This is a genomic window from Methanobrevibacter sp. (assembly GCF_017427765.1).
GTDB lineage: Archaea > Methanobacteriota > Methanobacteria > Methanobacteriales > Methanobacteriaceae > Methanocatella.
Genome location: NZ_JAFRSC010000033.1, coordinates 45786 through 70219 on the forward strand (window position 1 = coordinate 45786; position 24434 = coordinate 70219).

At 35.9% G+C, this 24434-nt stretch carries 23 protein-coding genes; 21 read left to right on the forward strand and 2 right to left on the reverse strand.

Going from position 1 to position 24434, the window contains the following annotated elements:
* Positions 1–5: 5 nt before the first annotated feature.
* Positions 6–1259: a UbiD family decarboxylase gene (locus IJL02_RS10715; RefSeq protein ID WP_292816242.1), complete on the forward strand. Its 1254-nt coding sequence runs from the start codon at positions 6–8 to the stop codon at positions 1257–1259.
* Between the two features lie 21 nt (positions 1260–1280).
* Here the strand turns inward: IJL02_RS10715 and IJL02_RS10720 are convergent, their stop codons facing one another.
* On the reverse strand, positions 1281–2519 hold the full coding sequence (locus IJL02_RS10720) for a nucleotide sugar dehydrogenase (RefSeq protein WP_292816244.1): 1239 nt from the start codon (positions 2517–2519) through the stop codon (positions 1281–1283).
* 73 nt (positions 2520–2592) lie between these two features.
* Here IJL02_RS10720 and rfbD point away from each other — a divergent pair, with 73 nt between their 5' ends.
* The 19 genes from rfbD (at position 2593) to IJL02_RS10815 (ending at position 23321) form a co-directional block, all read left to right on the forward strand.
* Positions 2593–3432 (forward strand): dTDP-4-dehydrorhamnose reductase, encoded by an 840-nt coding sequence (gene rfbD, locus IJL02_RS10725; RefSeq protein ID WP_292816246.1) that lies wholly within the window; start codon positions 2593–2595, stop codon positions 3430–3432.
* A complete protein-coding gene (locus tag IJL02_RS10730; RefSeq protein ID WP_292816248.1) occupies positions 3429–3875 on the forward strand; it encodes a ribonuclease domain-containing protein in 447 nt (148 codons plus the stop codon). The genes rfbD and IJL02_RS10730 overlap by 4 nt, the downstream gene beginning before the upstream one ends.
* Before the next feature lies 1 nt (position 3876).
* On the forward strand, positions 3877–4107 hold the full coding sequence (locus tag IJL02_RS10735; protein ID WP_292816250.1) for a barstar family protein: 231 nt from the start codon (positions 3877–3879) through the stop codon (positions 4105–4107).
* A gap of 331 nt (positions 4108–4438) precedes the next feature.
* Positions 4439–5305 carry a glucose-1-phosphate thymidylyltransferase RfbA gene (gene rfbA / locus IJL02_RS10740; RefSeq protein ID WP_292816252.1) on the forward strand — a complete coding sequence of 289 codons (867 nt, stop codon included), beginning with the start codon at positions 4439–4441 and terminating at the stop codon, positions 5303–5305.
* Positions 5306–5309: 4 nt separating this feature from the next.
* Complete coding sequence (rfbC, locus tag IJL02_RS10745) at positions 5310–5870, forward strand: dTDP-4-dehydrorhamnose 3,5-epimerase (RefSeq protein ID WP_292816254.1); 561 nt, start codon at positions 5310–5312, stop codon at positions 5868–5870.
* Between the two features lie 4 nt (positions 5871–5874).
* Positions 5875–6882 carry a dTDP-glucose 4,6-dehydratase gene (gene rfbB / locus IJL02_RS10750; RefSeq protein WP_292816258.1) on the forward strand — a complete coding sequence of 336 codons (1008 nt, stop codon included), beginning with the start codon at positions 5875–5877 and terminating at the stop codon, positions 6880–6882.
* A gap of 246 nt (positions 6883–7128) precedes the next feature.
* Positions 7129–7395, forward strand: a complete 267-nt coding sequence (locus IJL02_RS10755; protein ID WP_292816260.1) for a hypothetical protein — start codon at positions 7129–7131, stop codon at positions 7393–7395.
* Positions 7396–7677 carry a hypothetical protein gene (locus IJL02_RS10760; RefSeq protein WP_292816263.1) on the forward strand — a complete coding sequence of 94 codons (282 nt, stop codon included), beginning with the start codon at positions 7396–7398 and terminating at the stop codon, positions 7675–7677. It begins immediately after the preceding gene.
* Between the two features lie 57 nt (positions 7678–7734).
* Complete coding sequence (locus IJL02_RS10765) at positions 7735–8784, forward strand: CDP-glycerol glycerophosphotransferase family protein (protein WP_292816265.1); 1050 nt, start codon at positions 7735–7737, stop codon at positions 8782–8784.
* Between the two features lies 1 nt (position 8785).
* Positions 8786–9745 (forward strand): glycosyltransferase family A protein, encoded by a 960-nt coding sequence (locus tag IJL02_RS10770; RefSeq protein WP_292816268.1) that lies wholly within the window; start codon positions 8786–8788, stop codon positions 9743–9745.
* Between the two features lies 1 nt (position 9746).
* Positions 9747–10706 carry a glycosyltransferase family 2 protein gene (locus IJL02_RS10775; protein ID WP_292816270.1) on the forward strand — a complete coding sequence of 320 codons (960 nt, stop codon included), beginning with the start codon at positions 9747–9749 and terminating at the stop codon, positions 10704–10706.
* A gap of 3 nt (positions 10707–10709) precedes the next feature.
* The gene (locus IJL02_RS10780; protein WP_292816272.1) at positions 10710–11567 is read left to right on the forward strand and encodes a glycosyltransferase family 2 protein; all 858 of its coding nucleotides are present in this window, start codon (positions 10710–10712) and stop codon (positions 11565–11567) included.
* 49 nt (positions 11568–11616) lie between these two features.
* Positions 11617–13020: an undecaprenyl-phosphate glucose phosphotransferase gene (locus IJL02_RS10785; RefSeq protein WP_292816274.1), complete on the forward strand. Its 1404-nt coding sequence runs from the start codon at positions 11617–11619 to the stop codon at positions 13018–13020.
* A gap of 155 nt (positions 13021–13175) precedes the next feature.
* Complete coding sequence (locus IJL02_RS10790; protein WP_292816276.1) at positions 13176–15836, forward strand: OB-fold nucleic acid binding domain-containing protein; 2661 nt, start codon at positions 13176–13178, stop codon at positions 15834–15836.
* 22 nt (positions 15837–15858) lie between these two features.
* Positions 15859–16794, forward strand: coding sequence for a DNA repair and recombination protein RadA (gene radA, locus IJL02_RS10795; RefSeq protein WP_292816278.1), 936 nt, complete (start codon positions 15859–15861; stop codon positions 16792–16794).
* 53 nt (positions 16795–16847) lie between these two features.
* Positions 16848–17753: an AEC family transporter gene (locus IJL02_RS10800; RefSeq protein ID WP_292816280.1), complete on the forward strand. Its 906-nt coding sequence runs from the start codon at positions 16848–16850 to the stop codon at positions 17751–17753.
* Positions 17754–18053: 300 nt separating this feature from the next.
* A complete protein-coding gene (locus tag IJL02_RS10805) occupies positions 18054–20042 on the forward strand; it encodes a CoB--CoM heterodisulfide reductase iron-sulfur subunit A family protein (protein ID WP_292816282.1) in 1989 nt (662 codons plus the stop codon).
* 1313 nt (positions 20043–21355) lie between these two features.
* Positions 21356–22627, forward strand: coding sequence for a serine hydroxymethyltransferase (gene glyA, locus IJL02_RS10810; protein ID WP_292816285.1), 1272 nt, complete (start codon positions 21356–21358; stop codon positions 22625–22627).
* A 1-nt stretch (position 22628) separates the two neighbouring features.
* On the forward strand, positions 22629–23321 hold the full coding sequence (locus IJL02_RS10815) for a dihydromethanopterin reductase (acceptor) (RefSeq protein ID WP_292816287.1): 693 nt from the start codon (positions 22629–22631) through the stop codon (positions 23319–23321).
* Here IJL02_RS10815 and IJL02_RS10820 read toward each other — a convergent pair.
* Complete coding sequence (locus IJL02_RS10820; protein WP_292816289.1) at positions 23307–23633, reverse strand: DUF192 domain-containing protein; 327 nt, start codon at positions 23631–23633, stop codon at positions 23307–23309. The two genes, IJL02_RS10815 and IJL02_RS10820, sit on opposite strands and share 15 nt — an antisense overlap.
* A 524-nt stretch (positions 23634–24157) precedes the next feature.
* Here IJL02_RS10820 and IJL02_RS10825 point away from each other — a divergent pair.
* Positions 24158–24403, forward strand: a complete 246-nt coding sequence (locus IJL02_RS10825) for a hypothetical protein (protein WP_292816291.1) — start codon at positions 24158–24160, stop codon at positions 24401–24403.
* Positions 24404–24434: the final 31 nt, after the last annotated feature.

The following is a 24434-nucleotide window of genomic DNA, read 5'->3' on the forward strand; positions in this document are numbered from 1 at the left end:
ATAATATGAAAATTGATGATAACAATATAATTGAGATAACAGAAGAGCTTTCAGATGAATTTGAAGTTGCAAAGGTATTGAGACAATATCCGAAAGACACTGTTATTGTTAAAAACGTGAAAGGATTTGACATGCCGGTAATATCCGGAATCTGCAATACACGTGATAAGATAGCAAAATCCATCAACTGTGAAGTGTCTGAAATCACAGAAAAAATCATTGAAGCTATGGAAAAGCCGATAAAGGTAGATAAGTTCACTGATTTTGCAGATTATGAGACCAGTGAAGTTGATTTGGATAAAATTCCTATTTTAACTCATTATAAGCGTGACGGCGGTGCCTACATTACTGCAGGTGTTGTTTTTGCAAGAGATCCCGAAACAGGCATTCAGAACGCATCAATTCACAGGATGATGGTTCTTGACAACAAGAGACTGGTTATTAGGATTGTTCCAAGAAACCTCTATACCTATTTCCAGAGGGCTGAGAAGTTAGGCAAGGATTTGGAAATCGCAATAGCTATCGGAATGGATCCTGCAATACTTCTTGCAAGCACAACTTCAATTCCTATTGACTATGATGAGATGGATGTGGCAAATGCCTTTAAAGGAGGCAATCTTGAACTTATTAAATGCGGCGATTTGAACGTTCCTCAGGCAGATATAATTCTTGAAGGTAAAATATCAGTAACAGAAACAGTTGCCGAAGGTCCTTTCGTTGATTTAACAGATACTTATGATATTATCCGTGACCAGCCTATCATAAATCTTGAAACCATGCACATCAAAAAGGATGCGGTTTATCATGCAATAATTCCTGCAGGATTTGAACACAAGTTGCTTCAAGGTCTTCCTCAGGAGCCAAGAATATTCAAGGCTGTTAAAAATGCGGTTCCTACAGTTGAAAACGTTGTCTTGACTGAAGGCGGATGCTGCTGGCTGCACGCTGTCGTATCAATCAGAAAACAAACTGAAGGGGACGGAAAAAATGCCATAATGGCGGCATTATCTGCTCACCCGTCACTTAAGCATTGTGTTGTTGTAGACACAGACGTTAATGTATTCGACGCTGAAGATGTTGAATATGCAATATCAACACGCGTTAAAGGTGACAGAGACATCATGATTGTTCCTAATGTAAGAGGTTCATCACTTGATCCTGTAGCTGAAAGCGACGGAACAACTACAAAAATAGGTGTCGATGCTACCAAATCACTTAAGGCATTGGAAAAATTCGAAAGAGTAAGTTTCGGTGAATAAACTGCTCTCTTTTTTTAATTTTTAAATCGTATATAAGTTACCATAGTTATAAAGTATTACTCCGTCCGGAACCCTATGGATTATGTCCTTGGTATCAAAAATAACCGGATGGGCCATTTTTTTACTGATAAGTTCGTAGTCCGGATGTTTGAATTCTCTGTGGTCACATAAAATAAGTATCAAGTCAGCACCGTCGATTGCATCTGCAAAGCTTACGAAATCATCCCTTTCTATGTGAGGGTCATGAATAGCTATTTCATAGCCGTCACCTTCAAGTTCAGCTATTATTTCATAGGCAGGACTTTCCCTGTCATCGCCGGTATTTCCTTTATATGAAACTCCCAAAACGGCTATTTTGCCTTCAGGAATGATTTTTCTTACATATTCGCATACAAACGCAGGCATTGAGTTGTTTGTATCACGGGCAAGCTTGATGATTTTTGCTGTTTCAGGGGCCTTTGCATAGATGAAGTAGGGATCAATTGCAAGGCAATGTCCGCCGACTCCAGGTCCCGGAGAGTGCAGATTGACTCTTGGGTGTTTGTTAGCCATTTTTATCACGTCAAGGGCATTAACACCAATTTCAGCACATATCTTTGCAAGCTCATTTGCAAGTGCAATATTAACGTCTCTGAATGTATTTTCCATACATTTTGAAAGTTCCGCAGTTTTTGCTTCAGTCAGCATCAGGTTTCCTTCAACAAACTGTCCGTAGACTTCACTGGCCTTGACAGCACATTCGGGAGTCACTCCACCAATGATGCGGTCATTGTGAACAAGCTCCTCAAGGATTTTTCCCGGAAGAACCCTTTCAGGACAGTGGGCAAGATATAAGTCTTTTCCGATTGTAAAGCCTGCCTCTTCAAAAATAGGCTTTATTGTCTCGTCGGTTGACATAGGAGCTATTGTTGACTCGATAATGACGGTATTTCCTTTTTCAAGATAAGGAAGGATTGTCCTGCATGCTGTGAGAACATAGCTTAAATCGCAGCTGTAGTTTTCGATAATGTATGGGGTCGGAACTGTAATGATGAAAGCGTCGGCCTTTTCAGGAGTGAGGGAAGCTTTGTATGTATTTTTTCTAACGGATTTCTTGATGATGTCAGCTATTCCCGGCTCTTCGATATGGATTATTCCCTTATTTAAATTGTTGACCATCTCTTCACTGATATCCACTCCAACAACATCGCAGTGGCTTCTTGAAAACAGTGCGGCTGTTGGAAGTCCTATATATCCTTGACCCATAATACATACTTTCATAATATTAACTCCGACTTTTAAATATTAAATATAATATATATTAAACCATATTATTAAACTTTTAAGGGATATTATGAAGATTTTAATTACAGGTTCAAACGGAATGTTGGGCCATGATTTGCAGGAAGTCTTAAAAGACAAACATGAGCTGATTTTAACAACATCAAAGACGTTAGACATTACCGATAAGGAAAATACTATTAATTTCATCATTGAAAACAAGCCTGATGTAGTCATTAATTCGGCAGCATACACAGATGTTGACGGCTGTGAGACAAACCAGGACATTGCTTATGCGGTCAATGGGGAAGGTGTTAGGAATTTGGCACTTGGATGCAGACAGGTGGACTGTCCTCTGGTTCACATAAGCACCGATTATGTGTTTGACGGAACTGCAAGGGAACCTATAGCCGAAGATGGTGAAATCGGCCCTATCAGCGTTTATGGCAAAAGCAAGCTTAAGGGCGAAGAGGCCATTCAGGAGATACTTGACAAATATTTCATTTTAAGGACAGCCTGGCTATATGGAATAAACGGCAAGAATTTCCCGAAAACAATGCTTGAACTTGCAAAAGACCACTCTGAAATTACAGTCGTTTATGATGAGGTCGGAACACCTACATACACTCCCGATTTGGCCTACGGAATTTCACAGATAATCGAAACAGACCATTACGGAATTTACCATCTGACAAATTCAGGAAGCTGCTCATGGTGTGAGTTTGCAAAATACATCTTCGAGATTGCAGGCGCCGACGTTAATGTTGTTCCGGTTACAGCATCAGAGTTTTCAAGGCCGGCTCCAAGGCCAAGCTATTCTGTTTTGAAAAATAAAAACTGGATTGACAATGGCTTTGAACCGTTAAGGGATTACAAACTGGCCATTAAGGAATATATTGAGTTGATTAAATGAACAAGAAGCTAGTATTTGTCGCTGCACTTATAGTTGCGCTGTTTACAATAGGGTGCGTAAGTGCAGGATTTTTTGATTTTTTAAACTTTGGTGGAGATTCAGACGTTAAGGTAACTGAAGACGGCCAATACTGCACTGTTGATGAGGTTGCAGCATATATTAAAGAGTATCATAAACTTCCAAGTAACTACATAACCAAAAAAGAGGCTCAAAGTCTTGGCTGGCAGGGAGGACCGCTTAAAAAATACGCTCCCGGAAAAAGCATAGGCGGCGATACATTCACCAACAGACAGCACGTGCTTCCCGAAAGCGATGCGAAATACATTGAATGTGACATTAACGCAAACGGAACCGCCCGTGGAGCCGAAAGGATAGTCTACAATTCCGGTGACTTCAAGGTTTACTATACTCCGGACCATTATAAAACTTTCAAAGAGGTTTAAAATGCAGTTGGACGGTAAGCTAATTGAAAAGGAAGGCCATGACTATCTGATGGAGGCTTTGGATTTTCCAGACTATTACGGCAAGAATCTGGATGCCCTTTACGATTGTCTGTGCGAGGCAAGTTTTGAAATCGAGATTGTCAATGCAAGCTGCGTTGATAAGGACATTATCGATACCTTTAAGGATGCGGCTGTGGAAAATGACTTTTTGAAATTGAAGATGTTTCCTTAACGGAAACTTTCATTTTTTTTTAAATTTAAATAATTCTTGTTTTTTGTTTGTAAATTTAATTTAATAGTGTTATATTTTTATTTGGGATAGATTTGGTATATTTTTGGAAAAAAGAATATATTTTACTTGAAATATAGCTTGAATATCCACATTTTTTTGGATTTGAAAAAGTGCCTTGTACATAATTATGTACAAGCCTTTAAATACTCCTTGTATGTAATTATGTACAAGTATTTATATACGATTTAATTCCATTTGCCTAGACAAATTTTTCATTTTTATAGTTATTTTAATTAACAATGAAAAATAAAATCTTATTTTAGTGATTGTTATGAAAGGTATAGTACTTGCAGGCGGTTCTGGAACCCGTCTTTATCCGATTACAAAAGCGGTTTCAAAACAGCTATTGCCTTTATATGATAAGCCGATGATTTATTATCCGATTTCAGTGCTGATGCTTGCTGGAATCAGGGAAATATTGATCATATCTACTCCCCGTGACTTGCCAATGTATAAGGATTTGCTGGGTGACGGCAGTAGTTTCGGCGTAAAGCTGTCATATGAAGTGCAGGAAAATCCAAATGGTCTTGCAGAGGCATTCATCATCGGTGAAGAGTTCATCGGAAGCGATAATGTCGCTTTGATTTTGGGAGATAACATATTCCACGGTCACAGATTCACTGAAATCCTTGAAAGGGCTAAAGGCCTTGAGGAAGGTGCTGTAATATTCGGTTATTACACAAATAATCCTGAAAGTTTCGGTGTTGTCGAATTCGACAGTGAGTGGAATGTCTTGTCTATTGAAGAAAAACCTGATAATCCGAAATCAAACTATATTGTACCTGGTCTTTATTTTTATGATAATGATGTAATTGAAATAGCAAAAAGCGTTAAACCCTCTGATAGAGGCGAAGTTGAAATTACATCCGTTAATGAAGAATACCTTAAGCGTGGAAAGCTCAAAGTCGAACTCTTGGGAAGAGGTATGGCCTGGCTGGATACCGGTACTCACGAGGGGCTTCTGGAAGCTTCTAACTTTATAGAAACTATTCAAAAAAGACAAGGATTATATATTGCCTGTCTTGAGGAGATAGCTTATCTTAAAGGTTACATTAATGATGAAGAGCTTTTGAAAACAGCTCGCGAACTTGAAAAAACTGATTATGGACAATACTTATTTAATCTAGTTAAAAAGTGATTTTATGGGAAAATTTAAATTTACAGATTTGGACATCGAAGGGATGTTCATTGTCGAGCCTACAGTTTTTGAGGACAACAGAGGATACTTTATGGAATCCTACAACGAAAATGACTTTAAGAGTGCAGGTCATGATTTGACATTTGTTCAGGATAATCAATCAAAATCATCAAAAGGAGTTTTAAGAGGTCTTCACCTTCAGGTCAACTATCCTCAGGGAAAACTTGTCCGTGTAATCAAAGGTGAAGTGTTTGATGTTGGAGTTGATCTCAGAGCAGACTCCCCTACCTATGGAAAATGGGCAGGAGCAATACTGTCTGAAGAAAACAAAAAGCAGCTCTATATTCCTCCAAAATTCGCACACGGATTTGTTGTATTATCAGATGAAGCGGAATTCCAATACAAATGCACAGAATTCTACCATGGCGAAGATGAAAGCGGAATAATGTGGAATGACGAAGACATTGCAATCGACTGGCCTATAGATGATATTGACGAGATAATATTATCCGATAAGGACAAGCAATGGAAGAGCCTTAAGGAATCTCAAATCAAATACGAGTGATAGCATGACAAAGATTTTAGTTACAGGCGGAGCAGGTTTTATAGGAAGCAATTTTGTCAGATATATGGTTAACAAATACTCTGAATACGAAATCATTAACCTTGACGCTTTAACATACTGCGGAAACCTTGAAAACCTGAAGGATATTGAAGATAAGGATAATTATTCATTCGTTAAAGGAGACATTAGGGACAAGTCAGTTGTTGACGATTTGGTTAGGCAGTGTGATTATGTAATCAATTTTGCAGCTGAAAGCCATGTTGACAGAAGCATAGAAGACCCGGAGATTTTCATCAAGTCAAACGTCCTCGGTACACAGATTCTTCTCAATGCCGCCAAGGAGTTCGGAGTTGAAAAATACATTCAGATTTCAACCGATGAGGTCTATGGAACTCTTGGAAAAACAGGTTATTTTACTGAAACCACTCCTCTACAGCCAAACAGCCCTTATTCAGCTTCAAAAGCAGGCGGAGATTTAATTACAAGGGCATATGGTGAAACATTTGGTTTGCCAATCAACATTACCAGATGCTCCAATAACTACGGACCGTATCAGTTTCCGGAAAAACTGATTCCTCTCATGATTTCAAATGCTCTTGAAGATAAGAAATTGCCGATTTACGGTGACGGTAAAAACATCCGTGACTGGTTGCATGTTTATGACCACTGCCAGGCCATTGATCTGGTTTTGCATGAAGGAAATCTTGGTGAGGTTTACAATATCGGTGGAAACAATGAAAAGGAAAATATTTACATTGTTAAATTGATATTGGAAGAGTTAGGTAAACCTGAATCATTAATTGAATTTGTAACAGACAGGTTAGGTCATGACAGGCGTTATGCCATTGATTCAAGTAAAATTCAGGATGAGTTAGGATGGTATCCGGAATATACTTTTGAAAAAGGTATCAAAGAGACAATCCAATGGTATCTTGACAATCAGGACTGGACCGACCAGGTCAAGAGCGGCGATTATCAGAAATATTATGAAAAAATGTATGGGGACAGATAATTTTTACACTTGAAATCTACCTCTCATTTTTCATTCTTTATTTATTTTTTTTCTATTTTTTCATCAATTTGTTTATAAAATTTCAACTATCTTAACAAACTTGTTATAATTTCATTCAAAATATAATTTGAAATTTTTAAAGTATTAAGGATAGTTTTATATATTATTATTCTTTAATATTGATTAGTGTAAGTTTATTATTTCGGAAAGGTATTTTTCGAAAATTTTGGGGAAATGGTGATTTGGATGTTGGAGCAATATTTACCTTTTGTTGGTCTGATTATTTTTGGTAATATTGAGAACTTGGTTCTTTCTTCACAAGGAGTTGTCGCTGGTGTTAATCCGCTAAAACTCGGAATTGTAAGTTTTTTATGTGTTACTATGTGGCTGTGCATCGGAACTTTTGGAACACAACTGCTTATTGATTATGTTGATTTTATTAATTTTATCGGAGGACTTGCAATATTTGTTTTAGGTCTGCAGGCTATGATCCAATCCGTAAGGGGTGAATAGATGACTTCTGATATTGGACAGTTTTCTGTTTTGATTGTCTTTGGAAACATTGAAAACCTAATTCTTGCTGCTCAGGGTGTAAATGCCCATGTGAATCCCCTAGGTTTAGCAATATTAAGTTTGATTGCGGTTATCTGCTGGTTTTTAATAGGCACATTCGGAACAAAAATTGCCATGAAATATGCAAGATACATCAATTTCGTCGGTGGACTTGCAATATTCATTTTAGGTGCTCAGGCAATGCTTGAATCTATTCCTGGAATCCTATCTTTCTTTCACTAATTGAATTTGATTTTTATGAGTTATCTAAAGCATAAGATTTATGGGGCTTTATTTAATTTGTTTAAAGTTTTTCCCATTGATAAAAATAAAGTAACATTTATAATTGATTCCAAACAGTCATTTAAAGGCAATCTGGATTACATCAAAAAGGAATTTGAGAAAAGAGGAAATTTCGAATTTAACTTTTTTTATAAGGATAAGCTTTCCTATTCGGCTTTTAAAAAATTGGCCACTTCCAGATACGTGTTTTTAAATGACAATTTCTTTCCTATTGCTTTTATGAACTTTAAGGATGATTCAATAGTCACTCAGCTATGGCATGCTCCGGGGGCATTTAAAAAGTTTGGAGCCTCCAGCGAAAGTGAAAGCAAGGATATTTTAAAAAAAGCCAGTGAAAACACTGATTTTTTGATTGTTTCATCCAAAAATATCGTTGAATATTACTCAGAGGCATTCCAAATTCCTAAAAACAAGATTAAGCCTTTGGGCCTTCCACGTGCAGACTACTATTTTGAAAACCATGACATTGACAGTTTGAAATCCCAATTCTATAGAAAATATGGCATAAGCGAAGACAAAAAGATTATCCTTTATGCTCCGACTTTCAGAGATGAGGAGGAGTTCAACAATGTTTTCAACTTTCTTGATTTGGAAAAATTCAACGAATCTCTGGGCGATGAATACGCTTTGGCTTTAAGGCTGCATCCCAAAATCAGAAACTTCTATGGTGATGATATAAAATCATCAAAAGGAGGTTATATTGACTGCAGCGGTTATCCTTCAGAGCAGGAACTGCTTTTAATCAGCGACATTTTAATAACAGACTATTCATCCATAATGATTGAATTTGCCCTTCTTGACAAACCTATTGTGTTTTTCATCTATGATTTTGACAGCTATCTAACAAAGGAAAGGGGATTTTATTTCGATTTCAAATCCACCGTCCCCGGACCAATTGCCAGTGATTCAAATCAACTGATAAATATAATAAAAAATAAAGATTTCAACAAGGACAGATTATCCAAGTTTGTTAATACACAGTTTGATGAAATTGACGGTCAATCATCTCAAAGGGTTGTTGATTTTCTTTTAAATTATGAGGGCTAAAATGACAAATTATAGTGTTAGTGTAATTATTCCAGTTTATAATTGTGGTGAATATATAGGTGACACTCTCAAATCAGTCATTAATCAGGATTTTGATGATTATGAAATAATTGTCATTGATGACGGTTCAACCGATAACAGTTTAGAGGTAATCAATACCACATTGAATGGCTGCGGCGTTTCATATAAGATAATACATCAGGAAAACGGCGGTGTCAGCGTTGCAAGAAATCATGGAATTGACGTTTCCTCTGGTGAGTATCTGGTTTTCGTCGATGGGGATGATTACGTTACTCCGAATCATTTATCTGAGCTCTACAAAGGAGGTCAGGATTTCAGTCTGATTCAGTTTGCAAAAAAAGATGATGGCAGGCTCTCAAATCCAAATTACTTTAATTTTGAATTCATTTCAACTGACGAATTCATAAAAAAAGAGCTAAAGATGGAAATCCTATTTAATTTTTTCCAGCTGATGTATAGAGCTGACATCATTAAGGAAAACAATATCCGCTTTACTCCGGGTGTAGTTTATGGCGAAGACACTGAATTTGCACTTAAGGCGCTGATTTACGGTGACAGAATACATATAAGTAATGAAGTGACCTATTATTATGTTCAAAGGTCAGATTCCGCTATCAGAACAACTGAATTCAGGCGTTTTGACGTTGTTGAAATTTTTGAAAATCTGGCGGATTTCTACAGGCTTCACGGAAAAGGCAAGCTGGCAAATCTCATCATCAAATCCAGAATTCCCAAAGCTATTTTCGGCAATATGAACTATTTCTTTTACAGCTGCTACGGCTTTGAAGACGTAATGTATGTAATGAAGAAAAAGGATTTGTTTTCTAAATTATCCAGATATGAGGGAGAGCCTAAATTTGAAATAAAAATTAGACTGTTCTTATTGAATCCAAAACTGTATTATAAACTCTGGTTTAGATTTAAAAATTCGATTGATTAACATGAAGGTTTCTGTTGTAACACCCAATTTCAATGGAGAAAGATTTTTAAAGGCTTTCTTCGAATCCCTTGACGATGACAGCGAGTGTATAGGTGAGGTAATCATCGTTGATAACGGATCTAGTGACGCCAGTCTTGAATACATTAAGGATAATTCATTTGCTTTTCCTGTTGAAATCATTGAAAACAGCGAAAATCTCGGTTTTGCGCCTGCCGTAAATCAGGGGATTAAAAAGGCAAAATACGATTATATATTTTCACTGAACAATGATACTGAAATTAAGAAAGGATCAATCAAAGAGCTGGTAAAACTGATTTCATCACATGAAGACGTATTTTCAGTTCAGGCCAAAATGCTTCAGTATAAAAACAAACAGCTTATTGACGACGTTGGCGATGAATACAATCTTCTTGCATGGACAAAAAAGACAGGTGAAAACCACAGCTCGGATGAGTTTAATGAAGTCAGGGAAATATTTTCAAGCTGTGCCGGTGCGGCGCTGTATAAAAAATCCATATTGGAAGAGCTTGGAATGTTTGACGATAACTTTTTTGCATACATGGAGGATGTGGATCTGGCATTAAGGTCAAAAATCAGCGGATATCGCAATTTGTTATGTCCCAAAGCTATTGTATACCATATCGGAAGCGCAACCAGCGGAAGCAGACACAACGAGTTTAAGGTTAAGCTGGCTGCCAGAAACAATGTTTGGGTTGTATACAAGAACATTCCGATTCCGTTAAAGATTATAAATTTCATATTCCTGTTTTTAGGTTTTTTAATCAAATACATATTCTTTTTAAGAAAAGGTTTTGGTTCCGTTTACCTTTCAGGTATCAGGGAAGGTTTATCCACCAGAGATAAAATCACCAAAACAGAATTCAAATCGAAAAATACAAAAAACTATTTAAAAATTGAGTATAGATTAATTATTAACACCATTAAATTTTTAAAAAGGTAAAGCATGAATCTTTCAGTCGTTATAGTAAACTATCGGACATTTGACCTGACAAGGGACACAATCAATTCAATTTTTAAATATTCCTATCCCTTCAGCCATGAAATTATCGTCGTTGATAATGCATCCGGCGATGACAGTTTGGACAGATTGAAGGATTACTTTGCAGATAAGGTGAAATTCATCGCTTCAGATGAAAACAGGGGTTTTGCAGCAGGCAACAACCTGGCTTTAAAAGAGGCAAAAGGCGATTATGTACTGCTTTTGAATTCAGACACTGTCGTTTGGGAAAATACTCTTGAAGACATTTACAGTTATATGGAAAGCCATGATGATGTCGGAGCATGCGGCTGCAGGGTTCGCCTTGAAGACGGTGAGCTTGACAAGGCCTGCAAAAGGACATTTCCGAATGTGAAAAACTCATTTTTCAGACTGTTCCACATTCCAACCAAAAGCAAGGACGACAACTATAACCTCACAGACCTGCCTGACGGAGAGGTCTATGAAATCGATTGTCTTACCGGTGCGTTCATGTTCATGAGAAAAAAGGCGTTGGATGAAGTCGGTTTTCTTGACGAGACATTTTTCATGTACGGTGAAGACATTGATTTGTGCTACAGGATAAAAAATGCCGGATGGAAGATTGTCTATTACGGCAAATCATCCATAACTCATTTTAAGGGCTCAAGCAGTAAGAAACAAAAAAACAAGCTGATTTATGAATTTTACCGTGCAATGTATATTTATTATAAAAAACATCATGCGGGAGAATCTTCATTTATTGTAAATATCATTGTTTATATTGGAATTGCCGTTTTATGCGTTTTAAAGCTGTTTTTAAATTTATTTAAAAATAAAAGTTAAATAATATATCAACCTATATTATAATTAAAACTAGTTTTTGGTAATTACTATGATAAAGGAAAATCAACGGTTATTGAATATAGTGCTGGTATTGCTCGATGTTTTAGTCGTAATGCTTGCTCTTATTTGTTCATTCTGGTTGAGGTTTGATACAACAATTTTTGGTCCGATTGGAGGCCATTTGGGCTTTTTCAGCTATCTTTTATTTTTAGTATTTGCCGTAATTCCCACTTATCTGGTTTTATACTTTGCTTTTGGATTATATAAGCCCCGCAGAACTTATAAGAATATTTTCTCAGAGGCAACCCAGATTATCAAGGTAAATATAGTTGCTTTTTTCGTTTTGGTTTCTATATTGTTTATCATTAATCAGCCTGATTTTTCAAGGATTCTTCTTTTCCTTTTGGCGATAATCGGAGCGTTTTTCGGAATCATCGAGAGATTTGTCGTGAGAAGCTTTTTGAGAAAAATCAGAATAAACAACAGAAACCTGAAGCATATCCTAATAGTCGGTGATAATGATCTTGCATTTTCCTTTGCAAGAAAGATTAAGGAAAATCCTTATCTGGGCTTTTCTGTAAGCGGTTTTCTGGGAAGATCAATACATGTCGGAAATGAAATAGCCGGAAGTAAGGTGATAGGCTCTTTTAAGGATTTGGATGAAATACTTGAAACCCATAACTTTGACAGGGTCGTTCTGGCGATTCCTTTGAAATATTATTATAAGATCAATGAACTTGTGGAAAGCTGTGAAAGGGTTGGAATCAAGGCGGAAATCATTCCGGACTACATCAGATATTTCCCGGCACAGCCTTCAGTTGACATGATTGAGGATATTCCAATCATCAACATCCGTTACGTTCCGCTGGACGATGAATTCAATAAGTTTTTGAAATATACTTCAGATTACATAATATCAATCATTGCAATTATCATCACATCACCTATCATGCTGATAACCGCAATTGCAATCAAACTGACATCAAGAGGTCCTATCATATTCAAGCAGGAAAGGATAGGCCATAACGGTAAGCCGTTTAAGATGTACAAGTTTCGAAGTATGAAGGTTCAGGATTCGAATGAGGAAAAATCCGAATGGACCACAAAAGACGATCCCCGCAAAACAAAAGTCGGGAATTTTATCAGAAGAACTAGTATTGATGAATTGCCTCAGTTTTTCAATGTTTTAAAAGGAGATATGAGTGTTGTAGGTCCGAGACCTGAAAGACCTTACTTTGTTGACCAGTTCAAGAAAACCATTCCAAAATATATGGTCAAACACCAGGTAAGGCCGGGAATAACCGGTTGGGCTCAAATACATGGTTGCCGTGGAGATACATCAATCAATAAACGTATAGAATATGATATCGAGTACGTAGAAAATTGGCACATGGGTTTGGATTTGGCTATAATGATTAAAACAGCATTAAAGAAAAATCCTAACGCATATTAGCTGCCTGCACATTTTCACATTTTCACACTTTGGCTAACTTTATAAAAAATATTTTTCATATTAAGGGTATCGATTACTTTTCAAATGCTCTCTCTAATACTTTATATAAGGTTTAGTGATAAAATTATAATTAACTTTTCTATGAGGGGTTTGGTATGCAAGAAGAAATTTTACAATTATACGAAAAAATCAAAGATCAGCTTTCCGAAGAAGAGTTTAACGCTGAAATTGAAGAATTACGCGAAAATTACAGTGATATAGGATTTATGGATGATATAGACCTTGCACGTATGATTTTGGAAAATCATGGTGTTGATGTTAAAGATATAAATTCAACATCCCAAAAAGATTCTTCACCAGAAGCAAACATTGCTGAAATTCAGGAAAGTGATGATTCTCAAGAAACTGAAAAATTAACAATGACTGATGAAATAAGAGAATTTTACTCTAAAGTTGAGGATAAAGTCAGTGAAGAACAATTTTTAGAGCGTATGGAACAATTTAAAGATGACAATTCTGAAATTTCATTTATGGGACCTGTTGACTTTGCTAAAATGGTCGTAAGCGAATTGGAAGACAAGGAAGAGGAAGTTGAAGTAATATCCGAAAGACCTGAAAATGCCGATAAATTTATCAAAGACCTTGAAGACGGCAGCAAGGACGTATCAGTTTCAGGCAGAGTAATATCCATTTCAAATAAAAGATCATTTAAGACCCGTAAAGGTAAAGAGGGTGAAGTCTGTAATGTGGAGCTTCAGGACAATACCGGAACCATGAGATGTGTTTTCTGGACTCAAAACATGCCTCTTTTAAAGAAATTCAAGGAAGGCGATGTAATTGAAATCAAAGGCACTGATATCAAAGACGGTTTTTCAGGTCTGGAAGCTACCTTAAGGCCAAGATCAACTATTGTCCATATAGAAGACGACGCTTCAAGGTTCCCGGAATATAAAGAAACAATCACTGATATTGCTGATATTAAGCCTGAAACCAAAGTAAATATTATAGCAAGAATCCTCAGAATTCCAACCATAAGAAGCTATGAGAAAAACGGAAAGCAAGGTAAAGTGGCTTCCCTTGAGCTGCAGGATGCAACCGGTAAGGTTACATACACTTTATGGAACAAAAACGTTGAATTAATTGAAAAATTAAAATTGGAAGATGGAGATACCGTTAAAATTCTTGCAGCACAGGCCCGTGAAAGATTAAACAGAGACGGCGAAGCCGAACTTTCTTTAACTCATTGGGATGGAAGAATAATTAAAGGCGATTATGACGTTCCTGAAATTGTACAGGAATTTTCACAAATCGGCGATTTAAGCGAACAGAAGGATGTTTCAATCAAAGGGGTTGTCGTCAGACTTCAGGACATTAAAACATTTTTAAGAAAAAAAGACAACACAGAAGGAAGATTGAGAAACTTCGACGTTGGCGACTCAACCGGTTCAATAAGAGTCACAGTTTGGGGTGATGATACAGCATTGCCAATAAATAAAGGTGATATAATAAAGATTATCGGTGGTGATGTTCGCTTTGACGAATACACCGAAACCGGATATTCCATGAACACCAATTTCAATACCCAAATAACAATCAACCCTGAAAATTTAACAATCGAAGAGTTGGATGAATTTGAAGCTATCAAAGAACAGTTAAGACCTGTTCCTATAGGCAGCATTGCCGAAATTGATGATGAAGGAAAAGAAATCGACGTCATCGGAAGAATCCTTTCAGTAAATGACATCAATGAATTCCAGCGTGACGACGGAAGTGTAGGAATTGTCCGTTCAGTCATGTTTGCTGATGAATCAGGTAAGGTACAGCTATCCTTCTGGAATGAAAGAGCCCAGGAGGAATATGTTGTCGGAGATGCATACCAAATTGAAAATGCAAGAACAAGACTTGGAATGATGAGCGTTGACTTGAACATTGGAGGAAACTCAAGAGTTATCAAACTGTCCGAAGAACAGGCTTCCGCAATGTTTATACCTGAGCTGTCCACTTTGGAAAAAACCATCTACAATCCTAAAAAGATTGAAGACCTTGATGAAGATGAAGAAGACACAATCATTATCGGTAGAATAATCGAAATCAATGAAGTACGTGAATTTGACAGGGACACAGGCGATTCAGGCCACGTAAGAAATATTGAAATTGCTGATGATACAGGAACTATCAGAGTGGCGTTATGGGATAAGGATGCCCTTAAAGAAAGACAAATCGGCGATGGAATCAAACTTCAAAATCCACGTTTGGCACTGAATATGGATAACCGCCTTGAAGCTAATGTATCCAGAGCCACTACAGTTCTTGAACCTAGCGAAGCGGAACTTGAAAAATTACCTTCAATCGATGAGTTGATGGAAGCAATCTATGTTCCAAAAACCATTGAATCATTATATGAAGATGACACCAATGTCTGTGTTACCGGAACAATAAAAAGTGTAAGTCCTGAAAGAGTAATTCTTAAAAAATGTCCTAACTGCAGATCAACTGTTGAAGAGACAATTGACGAATATATCTGTGACAACTGCGGACACACATTTGACGAACCGGATTATCTCCTTATGGTTCCTACAAGAATCGAAGATGACACAGGCGATATTCAGGTTACTTTCTTTGACAAGTTAGCAGAAGAGCTTATTGGAATGAAAAAAGAAGAAATCATTAGTCTTATCGAAGACGGTTACAGTATTGAAGATAAATTAGAAGATTTAAACGGTTTAACTGTTGAAATTATAGCTAATGTTAGTTTTGATGAATATAATGAAGAAAATAGGCTTAGTCCTAAGAAAATCTTAAACAAATATTTTTAAATAAACAAAAGGAATGATTATTATGGTAGAATTAGCAGATTTACCAGGTGTTGGTGAAAAAACAGCAGAAAAATTAAAAGACGCAGGTTTTGCTGATATGATGAGATTAGCTACCGCTACTCCAAAGGAATTATCAGTTAAAGCTGAAATTGGTGAAGGTGTTGCTGAAAAGGTTATTGAAGCTGCACGTAGAGCTGAAAACATTGATTTCGAAACAGCTTTGGAAGTCGATGAAAGAAGAAAAGATGTAGGTCACATCACTGTCGGCAGTCAGGAATTCAACGATTTGATTGGTGGCGGAATCGAAACTCAATCAATTACTGAAGTATTCGGGGAATTCGGATCTGGTAAAAGTCAGATTTCCCATGAATTGGCTGTAACTGTTCAATTGCCAGAAGAGCTCGGCGGTCTTGATGGAGAATGTGTATTTGTTGATACCGAAAACACTTTCCGTCCTGAAAGGGTAAGACAAATTGCTGAAGGTTTTGATTTGGATGTTGAACAGGTATTAAGCAGAATCCACGTTGCACGTGCTTTTAACTCTGCTCATCAGATATTGATGGTTGATAAAATCAATGAACTTATTCAAAGCGGAGCCAATATCAGATTGGTAATTGTTGATTCATTAATGGCTCACTTCAGAGCAGAATATGTTGGAAGAGAGTCTTTAGCTGTAAGACAGCAAAAATTAAACCAACATTTACATTCACTTCAGCAAATTGCAAACACATATAATGTTGCAGTTTTCCTTACAAACCAGGTTCAGGCTAAACCTGATTCATTTTTCGGAAGTCCTACAAAAGCTATCGGTGGTCACGTTTTAGGTCACGCTTCAACTTACAGAATCTGGCTTAAAAAAGGATTGGCAGGTAAAAGAATTGCACGTTTAGTCGATTCACCTCATTTGCCTGAAGGAGAATGTGTATTTAAAATTACTAGCGAAGGTATCGTTAGCTAATTTTATTTTTTCTTTTTTTAATTTTATATATTGCAAAATTCATAATTTAGTGTATGAATGCAATAGAAACTACTATTTTATCCATTATTCTTATGATTGGTTTGGGATATTTTCTCAAGCGAATCGATTTTTTATCCCAAAAAGACATTGATCCATTCAATAAAATAGTAATGTACATTCTATTGCCATGTATGATTTTTAATGCGCTTTACAGCGCTGATTTATCTTTAATTCCAAAATTGGGAATATTGCCTTTTGTTGTTTTAGCATCTTCTATAGTGACAGGTACAATTTCATATATTATCTTAAAGCAGCTGAAGCTTGATGATAAAAAATTATGGTCGGTTCTTGTCACTGTAATGATAGCTAACACTGGTTTTATGGGCTATCCCGTCAATTTAGGAATTTTTGGCCAGACTGGTTTTTTAAGGGCAATATTTTGTGATATTGCCACATTAGCTATATTTCTGCTTTTGTCCTTTGTTCTGGCTTTAAAATTCGGAGGAACTGTAAAGACTGCTGTTAGAAAGATTGCATTTTTCCCGTCTCTGTGGGCGGTGATTTTGGGGATACTGTTCAATTGGTTCAACATTCCGATAGGACCTGTTTTAGTAAATACAGTTAATTATCTCGGTCAGGGTGCAATTCCTTTAATCATGATTGCTTTGGGTTTATCTATTGACTTTTCTGCTCTGTCCAGAAGCAAAGCCATGATAGCATTTACGTCAGTTATGAAACTGGCATTCTTTCCGGCTGTAGCTTTATTTGTTGCTAATTTTTTAGGTCTCGTTAGCCTTGAACATACAGTAAGTGTTGTTGAAGCAGCAATGCCATCAGGAATGATGTCTCTTCTTCTTGCAATTACCTACAATCTCGATTTTGAACTGACATCGGACTGCATATTAATCAACACTGTAATCTCTTTGATTACACTACCTGCAATTATCATGCTATTGTAGGTAAAAATCGCATTTTTTATCCTAACCTAAATTTATCATTTCATAAAATACAAATTATTTATCTTTATTTGAAATAATAAGCCTTAATTATTCTTTTTTTAATCTACTAAGTAATTTTAATCAATATTTTTTTTCATCATATATAAACTTTACTCTAATACTTCATAAGAAACCTTTAAATATGTGTATTTACTACATTAGTATATCTAATACTATGTAAAATTTTACTAACTATTTTTGAAAATTGCAATTTTTTATATATATTAGATATTTTTCACGACTTGTACAAGGTGAATTAATATGGCAGAAGAAATAAATAATAACGAAGAATTAAGGATCGGTGTTTACGTCTGTCACTGCGGTGTAAACGTAGGTGGAGTCGTAGACTGTCCAGATGTAGCAGAATATGCTAAGACCTTACCAAACGTAGTCCACGCAACTGACTACAAGTACATGTGTTCCGACCCAGGTCAAGCAATGATTCAAGAAGACATTAAAGAGAAAAACTTAAACAGAATTGTTGTAGCAGCTTGTTCCCCTCGTCTTCACGAACCTACTTTCCGTAGATGTGTAGAAGAAGCTGGATTAAACAAATTCTTATTTGAATTTGCTAACTTAAGAGAACAAGACTCTTGGGTACACATGAACGAACCTGAAGCAGCAACTGCAAAAGCTAAAGATTTAACACGTATGGCTGTTGCAAAAGCTAGATTACTCGAACCATTAGAAGCTACCAAAGTAGCAGTAGATAACAAAGCATTAGTTATCGGTGGTGGAGTAGCTGGTATCCAAACCGCTTTAGACTTAGGTGACATGGGCTTCAAAACCTACATGGTAGAAAGAAACCCAACCATTGGTGGAAGAATGGGACAATTAGATAAAACTTTCCCAACTCTCGACTGTTCAATGTGTATTTTAGCACCTAAGATGGTAGACTGTGCAAAACACGAAAACATCGAATTAATTTCTTACGCAGAAGTAACCGAAGTAGACGGATACATCGGTAACTTCAAAGTAAAAGTAGAGAAAAAACCTAGATACGTAGATGAAGATTTATGTACTGGATGTGGAGCATGTCAAGAAGCTTGTCCTATCGAAATACCTAACTACTACGACGAAGGTGTAGGTATGGTAAAAGCAGCATACATCCCATTCCCTCAAGCTGTACCATTATGTGCTACTATCGATAAAGACTACTGTATCGAATGTAACTTATGTGTACAAGCATGTGGTCCAGATGCTATTGATCACAATCAAGAAGCAAGTATCATCGAATTAGAAGTTGGTACTATTGTAGCTGCAATCGGTTACGACCCATTCGACCCATCCGGAATTTACCAATACGGATACGGACGTTTCTCAAACGTTATTACCGCTATGGAAATTGAAAGAATGATTAACGCATCAGGTCCTACCGGTGGTCACGTAATCAAACCTTCCGACGGTATCGAACCTAAACGTGTTGCATTCATCCACTGTGTAGGTTCAAGAGATGAACAAATCGGTAAACCATACTGTTCCAGAGTATGTTGTATGTACTCCATGAAAAACGCTCAATTATGTATTGACCACGAACCTGACACCGAAGTAACCTGTTACTACATGGATATTCGTTCATTCGGTAAAGGATACGAAGAGTTCTACAAAACATCTCAAGAAAAATACGGTATTGAATTTATCAGAGGTAAACCTGCACAAATCTTCGAAAACGACGATTTAACCTTAACTATCAGAGCAGAAGATACTTTACTCGGAAAAGTAACTGAATACACTTACGACTTAGTTGTATTAAGTGTTGGTCTCGAACACTCCGCAGGATCCGACGATTTAAGACAAACCTTAGGTCTTTCCAGATCCGCAGACGGATTCTACATGGAAGCTCACCCAAAACTCAGACCTGTTGACACCTTAACTGACGGTGTTTACATTGCTGGTGTAGCACAAGGTCCTAAAGATATTCCTGACTCCGTAGCACAAGGTTCAGCTGCAGCATCCAGAGCAGCAATCCCAATGGCTAAAGGAGAAGTAGAAATCGAACCTATTATTGCATCCAACGATGAAGCTATTTGTGGTGCTTGCCAAGTATGTGTAGAATTATGCCCATTCGCAGCAATTACTATCGCTACTGGTGTAGGTGGAAAAGAATTTGCACAAATCAACTCCGCATTATGTAAAGGATGTGGAACCTGTGTAGGTGCTTGTCCATCCGGTGCTATGAACCAACAACACTTCAAAACCGAGCAAATTATGGCACAAATCAGTGCTGCTCTTGAAGACTTAGGTAAATAGATTTAGAGATTAATTTCTCTATTTCTTTTTTTATTTTTTAAAACATTAACGACTGCTTTTTTTAAAATTAAATTGTTTTTAACTGATTGATATATCCTGATTTTGCTTTTGGTTTTGTTTTTGGGATGGTCGATGTTAATGTCAGTTTTGTGTGATTATTTTAACTGTTTTTTTGTTTAATTTCATTTTTGTTGGTTGATCTTTTGATTTAATCGATGTTTGTTTGGTTGCTATTTTTCTTATTTTACTTTTCCATACAATTTAACAAGTTTAGGCCAATATTTTATTTTAAAAACAATTTTAATGCTTTTATTATCGATTAGTTTATATATTTGGGGTTTAATTTATTATTGGGACTTGTCCTTGAAAGATTTTGCTCGCTTAGATTAAATTACCCTATAACTCTAAAGGTGATTAAATGAGTAAAAGAAATGAATTATTATTGGTATTATTAATAACCATTTTAAAACTCATCACCATAATTATACAAAAAGTTTTCTAAATAGTAATTAGTAGTCGAAAGTCAAAAAATTTGAGTTTTATAATTTTTCTTTGGTGAGCTTTTGCTGCTTTCATGATACGTATCACAAATATTATATAATATTAGACTAAGATAAGTAAATGTACAAAATTTATAGAAAAGTTTTTTGTATAATATTTTGTAAAGTTTTATAGGGTAAAATATGAAGTTAGATTCACTTCTAACTTTATATTATTTTAGAATCTGTTTTTCTGACAATTATGACACTTTTTTTGACTGTTTGATACTGTTGAGTAGAAAATCAGAATTGTTAATAATGTTACTTATTACCGTTCTCAGACTCATAGCCATTATCATTATTAAATTTACGTAATTTGCTGGTTGAATGTTAAAAAATTTTTAAGTTTTAGAATTTTTCTTTGGTGAGCTTTTGCTGCTTTCGTGATATGTATCACAAATAATTATATAATATTAGACTAAGATAAGTAAATGTACAAAATTTATAGAATGTTTCTGTAAAATATTGTAAATTTAATGGGAAATAATATGAAGTTAGATTCAATTCTAACTTTGTATTATTTATAAAATCTCTTTTTATTGTATTTTGTGTTATTTTTAAACTTTTACTTTAGCATGACAGAGTCTTAGGCTTGAATGCAGTATTCTTTCCAATTTTAGGGTTCTTTTTTTCATTTCTATTATTCATCATTTCACCTAAAATATCAGATATTTTTTTATATAGTGAGTATATAGGTGGTTTTTTCATAACTATTATATTAGATGTAAAACAAAAATTAATTCATAATATTTAATTGGATATTAGGTGTAGTAAATGACTGATTATCATGACGAAATTTTAAATTTTGAAAAAATTGCAAAAGAACATACTGAATATATGAGAAATAGTATCAATCTTATTGCTTCTGAAAACGTTACAAGTGTAGAAGTAACAGAAGCGCTGGCAACTGATTTTGCTCACAGATACGCTGAAGGACAGGCGTTTGAGAGATTCTACGAAGGATGTCAGTACGTAGATTTGATCGAAGATAAGACCAAAAAACTTTCATGTAAAGTTTACGACTGTGATTATGCTAATGTACAGCCTGTTTCAGGTGTAACAGCTAATCTTGCAGCATTCTTTGGATTTGCAAAACCTGGTGAAAAAGTAATGGCTTTGGAAGTTCCATCAGGAGGTCACATTTCTCACGCTGATGTAAGTGCAGCAGGTATTCGTGGTTTAAAAACTGTTTTCCACCCATTGGACAAAGATGTAATGAACATTGACATCGATGCAATGAACAAAAAGATTTTAGAAGAAAAACCGCAAATCGTTTTATTCGGTGGAAGTTTATTCTTATTCCCTCACCCAATCAAGGAAGCTCGTGAAGCGGCCGATGAAGTCGGCGCTACAGTAATGTATGACGGTGCTCACGTGCTTGGTCTTATTGCAGGCGGACAATTCCAACAACCTTTAAAAGAAGGGGCAGACTTAATGATGGGAAGTACTCATAAAACATTCCCAGGTCCACAAGGTGGAATCATTCTCTCACACAAAGAAAATGAAGAAATAATCGACAATGCGGTTTTCCCAGGTGTTGTAAGTAATCACCACTTGCACCATTTGTTAGGACTTGGTATTGCGACTGCTGAAATGTTGGAGTTTGGTGAAGCTTACGCAAAACAGACCATTAAAAACGCACAGGCATTAGGTCAGGCATTGTATGAGAGAGGATTTGACGTTTTATGTGAAGATTTAGGTTTCACTGAGTCTCACCAAGTTGCTGTTAACCTGACCAATATCAGATCAGCTTCCGATATCGCAAAAGAATTGGCTGACAACAATGTAATATTAAATAAAAACCTCCTGCCTGGAGATAACAGGGACAATTCCGATGATCCTTCAGGTATCAGAATAGGTACTCAGGAAATTACCAGAAGAGGTTTAAAAGAAAAAGAAATGGACGAAGTAGCTGAATTTATCCGCCGTGTTGCAGTAGATAAGGAAGACATTGCTGATGAAGTAGCTGAATTCATGAATCAATACACAAAACTTGATTATGCATTCTCAGACAGAGATGCTTACCAATATCATACCTTAGATTAAAATGAGAATCGGATTTGCATTTACTGGAGCTGGTCATTTACTTAGAGAATCAGTGCGTTTGGCTGTTGAATTGTCTAAAAACCATGAAGTCACTGTATTTCTGTCAGGTGCCGCTGAAGAAGTCCTTAAAATGTATGGGCTTTACGAAAATGTGGTGAATATAACCGGCGGAAAATATCGTGAACTGGCCACTGATTCAAACCAAAAATTTTCATATCCAATTACCGGTCGTCTTTCACTTGGAAAATACGACCTATTAATAGTCTCTCCAGCTACAGCAAACACCGTTTCAAAGATTGTCTATGGAATCGCAGATACTCTTGTCACCAATGCAGTGGCACAGGCAGGAAAAGGTGCCGTACCGGTTTATATGGTGCCGGTTGATATTCATCCGGGGCCAATCGATACTGTACTTCCATCCAAAATGGAGCTGTCAAAATGTAAGGCTTGTGATGATTGCGTTGCGGCATTGGCATGTGAACAGGGTGCGATTATACCTCACGAAGAAATTGATTTAACCAAATGTATAGGTTGCGGTCTGTGCAGAAACACATGTCCGAATGATGCAATTTCCGAAGGAAAAATCATAACAATCTATATGAGAGATATTGATATTGAAAATACAAGAAAACTAACCAGTATTGACAATATTCAAATCTTTGAAAGTCCTCAAGAGATATTAGATAAAATCTAACTTATCTCCTATTTTTAATTTTAGGGAATCTTTTTTTGTTTCCAAAATATATTTGGCTTTTTTTCGGGGAGTGTAGAACTTCCAGGGTTTTAGAGTCGTCTTTTCATAAATGGTTTTGTTTTTATCAAGAAAATAGACATCAATTTCAAACATCATGAAATGGGTGTGTATGCCTGAATTTTTCAGGTTGCAGAATAACATGGCAAAATCAATATTTCTTTTACCCATTAATCCTTTAAAACGCTTAAAAAAATTGTCTGCATATGTTATTTTAATATTTATTAGTTCATCTGTAGTTTTATTTAAAATCATGGACATACTATTTTCGTTAATCTATTTAAAGTTTTAACAAGTTAAGATCAATGTTGTTAGCATATAAGAAAAAAACTACAAATTGGAATTATATGTTAATATAATTATTTATTCATACAATTCCAAAGCACATATGTTGATGTTGATGATAAGCGTAGATTCAGATTCTACTCTGCATTATTTGATCAAATCAAAAACAAATCAAAAAAGGACATTGAAGTGCATGTTCTAAGCACAGTTGAAGCAGAAAACACAAAATGTTACAAAATTAATCCCCAAGCAAGTTTTCCGATATACATTCATTCACTAAAAGATTACGATGCGGATGAATTTTTAAATACTATGAATGCTAAAATAGCAAACAAGAGCGAGTTTAGCGAAAAGGAATTGCTAATGATAAGCTTACTTTGCTTTATGAAATCTTGTAGGGATATTGAATTCAATATACTAAACTCAGCAGTTACTATAACTAATATAGCTAATTTAGACAAGATATTGGTCAATTTGCTAAAGGTGTAGTGTTAATGTTGTGTGATAAGTTTGTGGAGGATGAATCTCTTAATACGACAATATCTAATTTGGTAGGTGGAAATATGAAAATTGTTGAAGATTATGCTCAAAGAGTTGCTCAACAGAAAGTTGATGAGAAATTGGAAGAGCGGAATGAAGAAATTGTAAGGAATATGTTTGAAAAAGGTGTTAAAAGGGAAGATATTGTGATTTTAGCGAATGTTTCTCCGGAATTTGTCGAAAAAACATTATCTAAATAATGTATTAGACTTTAATGAAATTCACATGAAT

Coding starts and splice junctions, on each gene's coding strand:
- IJL02_RS10715 (WP_292816242.1), top strand. CDS start 6: ATGAAAATTGATGATAACAATATAATTGAGATAACAGAAGAGCTTTCA.
- IJL02_RS10720 (WP_292816244.1), bottom strand. CDS start 2,519: ATGAAAGTATGTATTATGGGTCAAGGATATATAGGACTTCCAACAGCC.
- rfbD (WP_292816246.1), top strand. CDS start 2,593: ATGAAGATTTTAATTACAGGTTCAAACGGAATGTTGGGCCATGATTTG.
- IJL02_RS10730 (WP_292816248.1), top strand. CDS start 3,429: ATGAACAAGAAGCTAGTATTTGTCGCTGCACTTATAGTTGCGCTGTTT.
- IJL02_RS10735 (WP_292816250.1), top strand. CDS start 3,877: ATGCAGTTGGACGGTAAGCTAATTGAAAAGGAAGGCCATGACTATCTG.
- rfbA (WP_292816252.1), top strand. CDS start 4,439: ATGAAAGGTATAGTACTTGCAGGCGGTTCTGGAACCCGTCTTTATCCG.
- rfbC (WP_292816254.1), top strand. CDS start 5,310: ATGGGAAAATTTAAATTTACAGATTTGGACATCGAAGGGATGTTCATT.
- rfbB (WP_292816258.1), top strand. CDS start 5,875: ATGACAAAGATTTTAGTTACAGGCGGAGCAGGTTTTATAGGAAGCAAT.
- IJL02_RS10755 (WP_292816260.1), top strand. CDS start 7,129: ATGTTGGAGCAATATTTACCTTTTGTTGGTCTGATTATTTTTGGTAAT.
- IJL02_RS10760 (WP_292816263.1), top strand. CDS start 7,396: ATGACTTCTGATATTGGACAGTTTTCTGTTTTGATTGTCTTTGGAAAC.
- IJL02_RS10770 (WP_292816268.1), top strand. CDS start 8,786: ATGACAAATTATAGTGTTAGTGTAATTATTCCAGTTTATAATTGTGGT.
- IJL02_RS10775 (WP_292816270.1), top strand. CDS start 9,747: ATGAAGGTTTCTGTTGTAACACCCAATTTCAATGGAGAAAGATTTTTA.
- IJL02_RS10780 (WP_292816272.1), top strand. CDS start 10,710: ATGAATCTTTCAGTCGTTATAGTAAACTATCGGACATTTGACCTGACA.
- IJL02_RS10785 (WP_292816274.1), top strand. CDS start 11,617: ATGATAAAGGAAAATCAACGGTTATTGAATATAGTGCTGGTATTGCTC.
- IJL02_RS10790 (WP_292816276.1), top strand. CDS start 13,176: ATGCAAGAAGAAATTTTACAATTATACGAAAAAATCAAAGATCAGCTT.
- radA (WP_292816278.1), top strand. CDS start 15,859: ATGGTAGAATTAGCAGATTTACCAGGTGTTGGTGAAAAAACAGCAGAA.
- IJL02_RS10800 (WP_292816280.1), top strand. CDS start 16,848: ATGAATGCAATAGAAACTACTATTTTATCCATTATTCTTATGATTGGT.
- IJL02_RS10805 (WP_292816282.1), top strand. CDS start 18,054: ATGGCAGAAGAAATAAATAATAACGAAGAATTAAGGATCGGTGTTTAC.
- glyA (WP_292816285.1), top strand. CDS start 21,356: ATGACTGATTATCATGACGAAATTTTAAATTTTGAAAAAATTGCAAAA.
- IJL02_RS10815 (WP_292816287.1), top strand. CDS start 22,629: ATGAGAATCGGATTTGCATTTACTGGAGCTGGTCATTTACTTAGAGAA.
- IJL02_RS10820 (WP_292816289.1), bottom strand. CDS start 23,633: ATGATTTTAAATAAAACTACAGATGAACTAATAAATATTAAAATAACA.
- IJL02_RS10825 (WP_292816291.1), top strand. CDS start 24,158: ATGTTGTGTGATAAGTTTGTGGAGGATGAATCTCTTAATACGACAATA.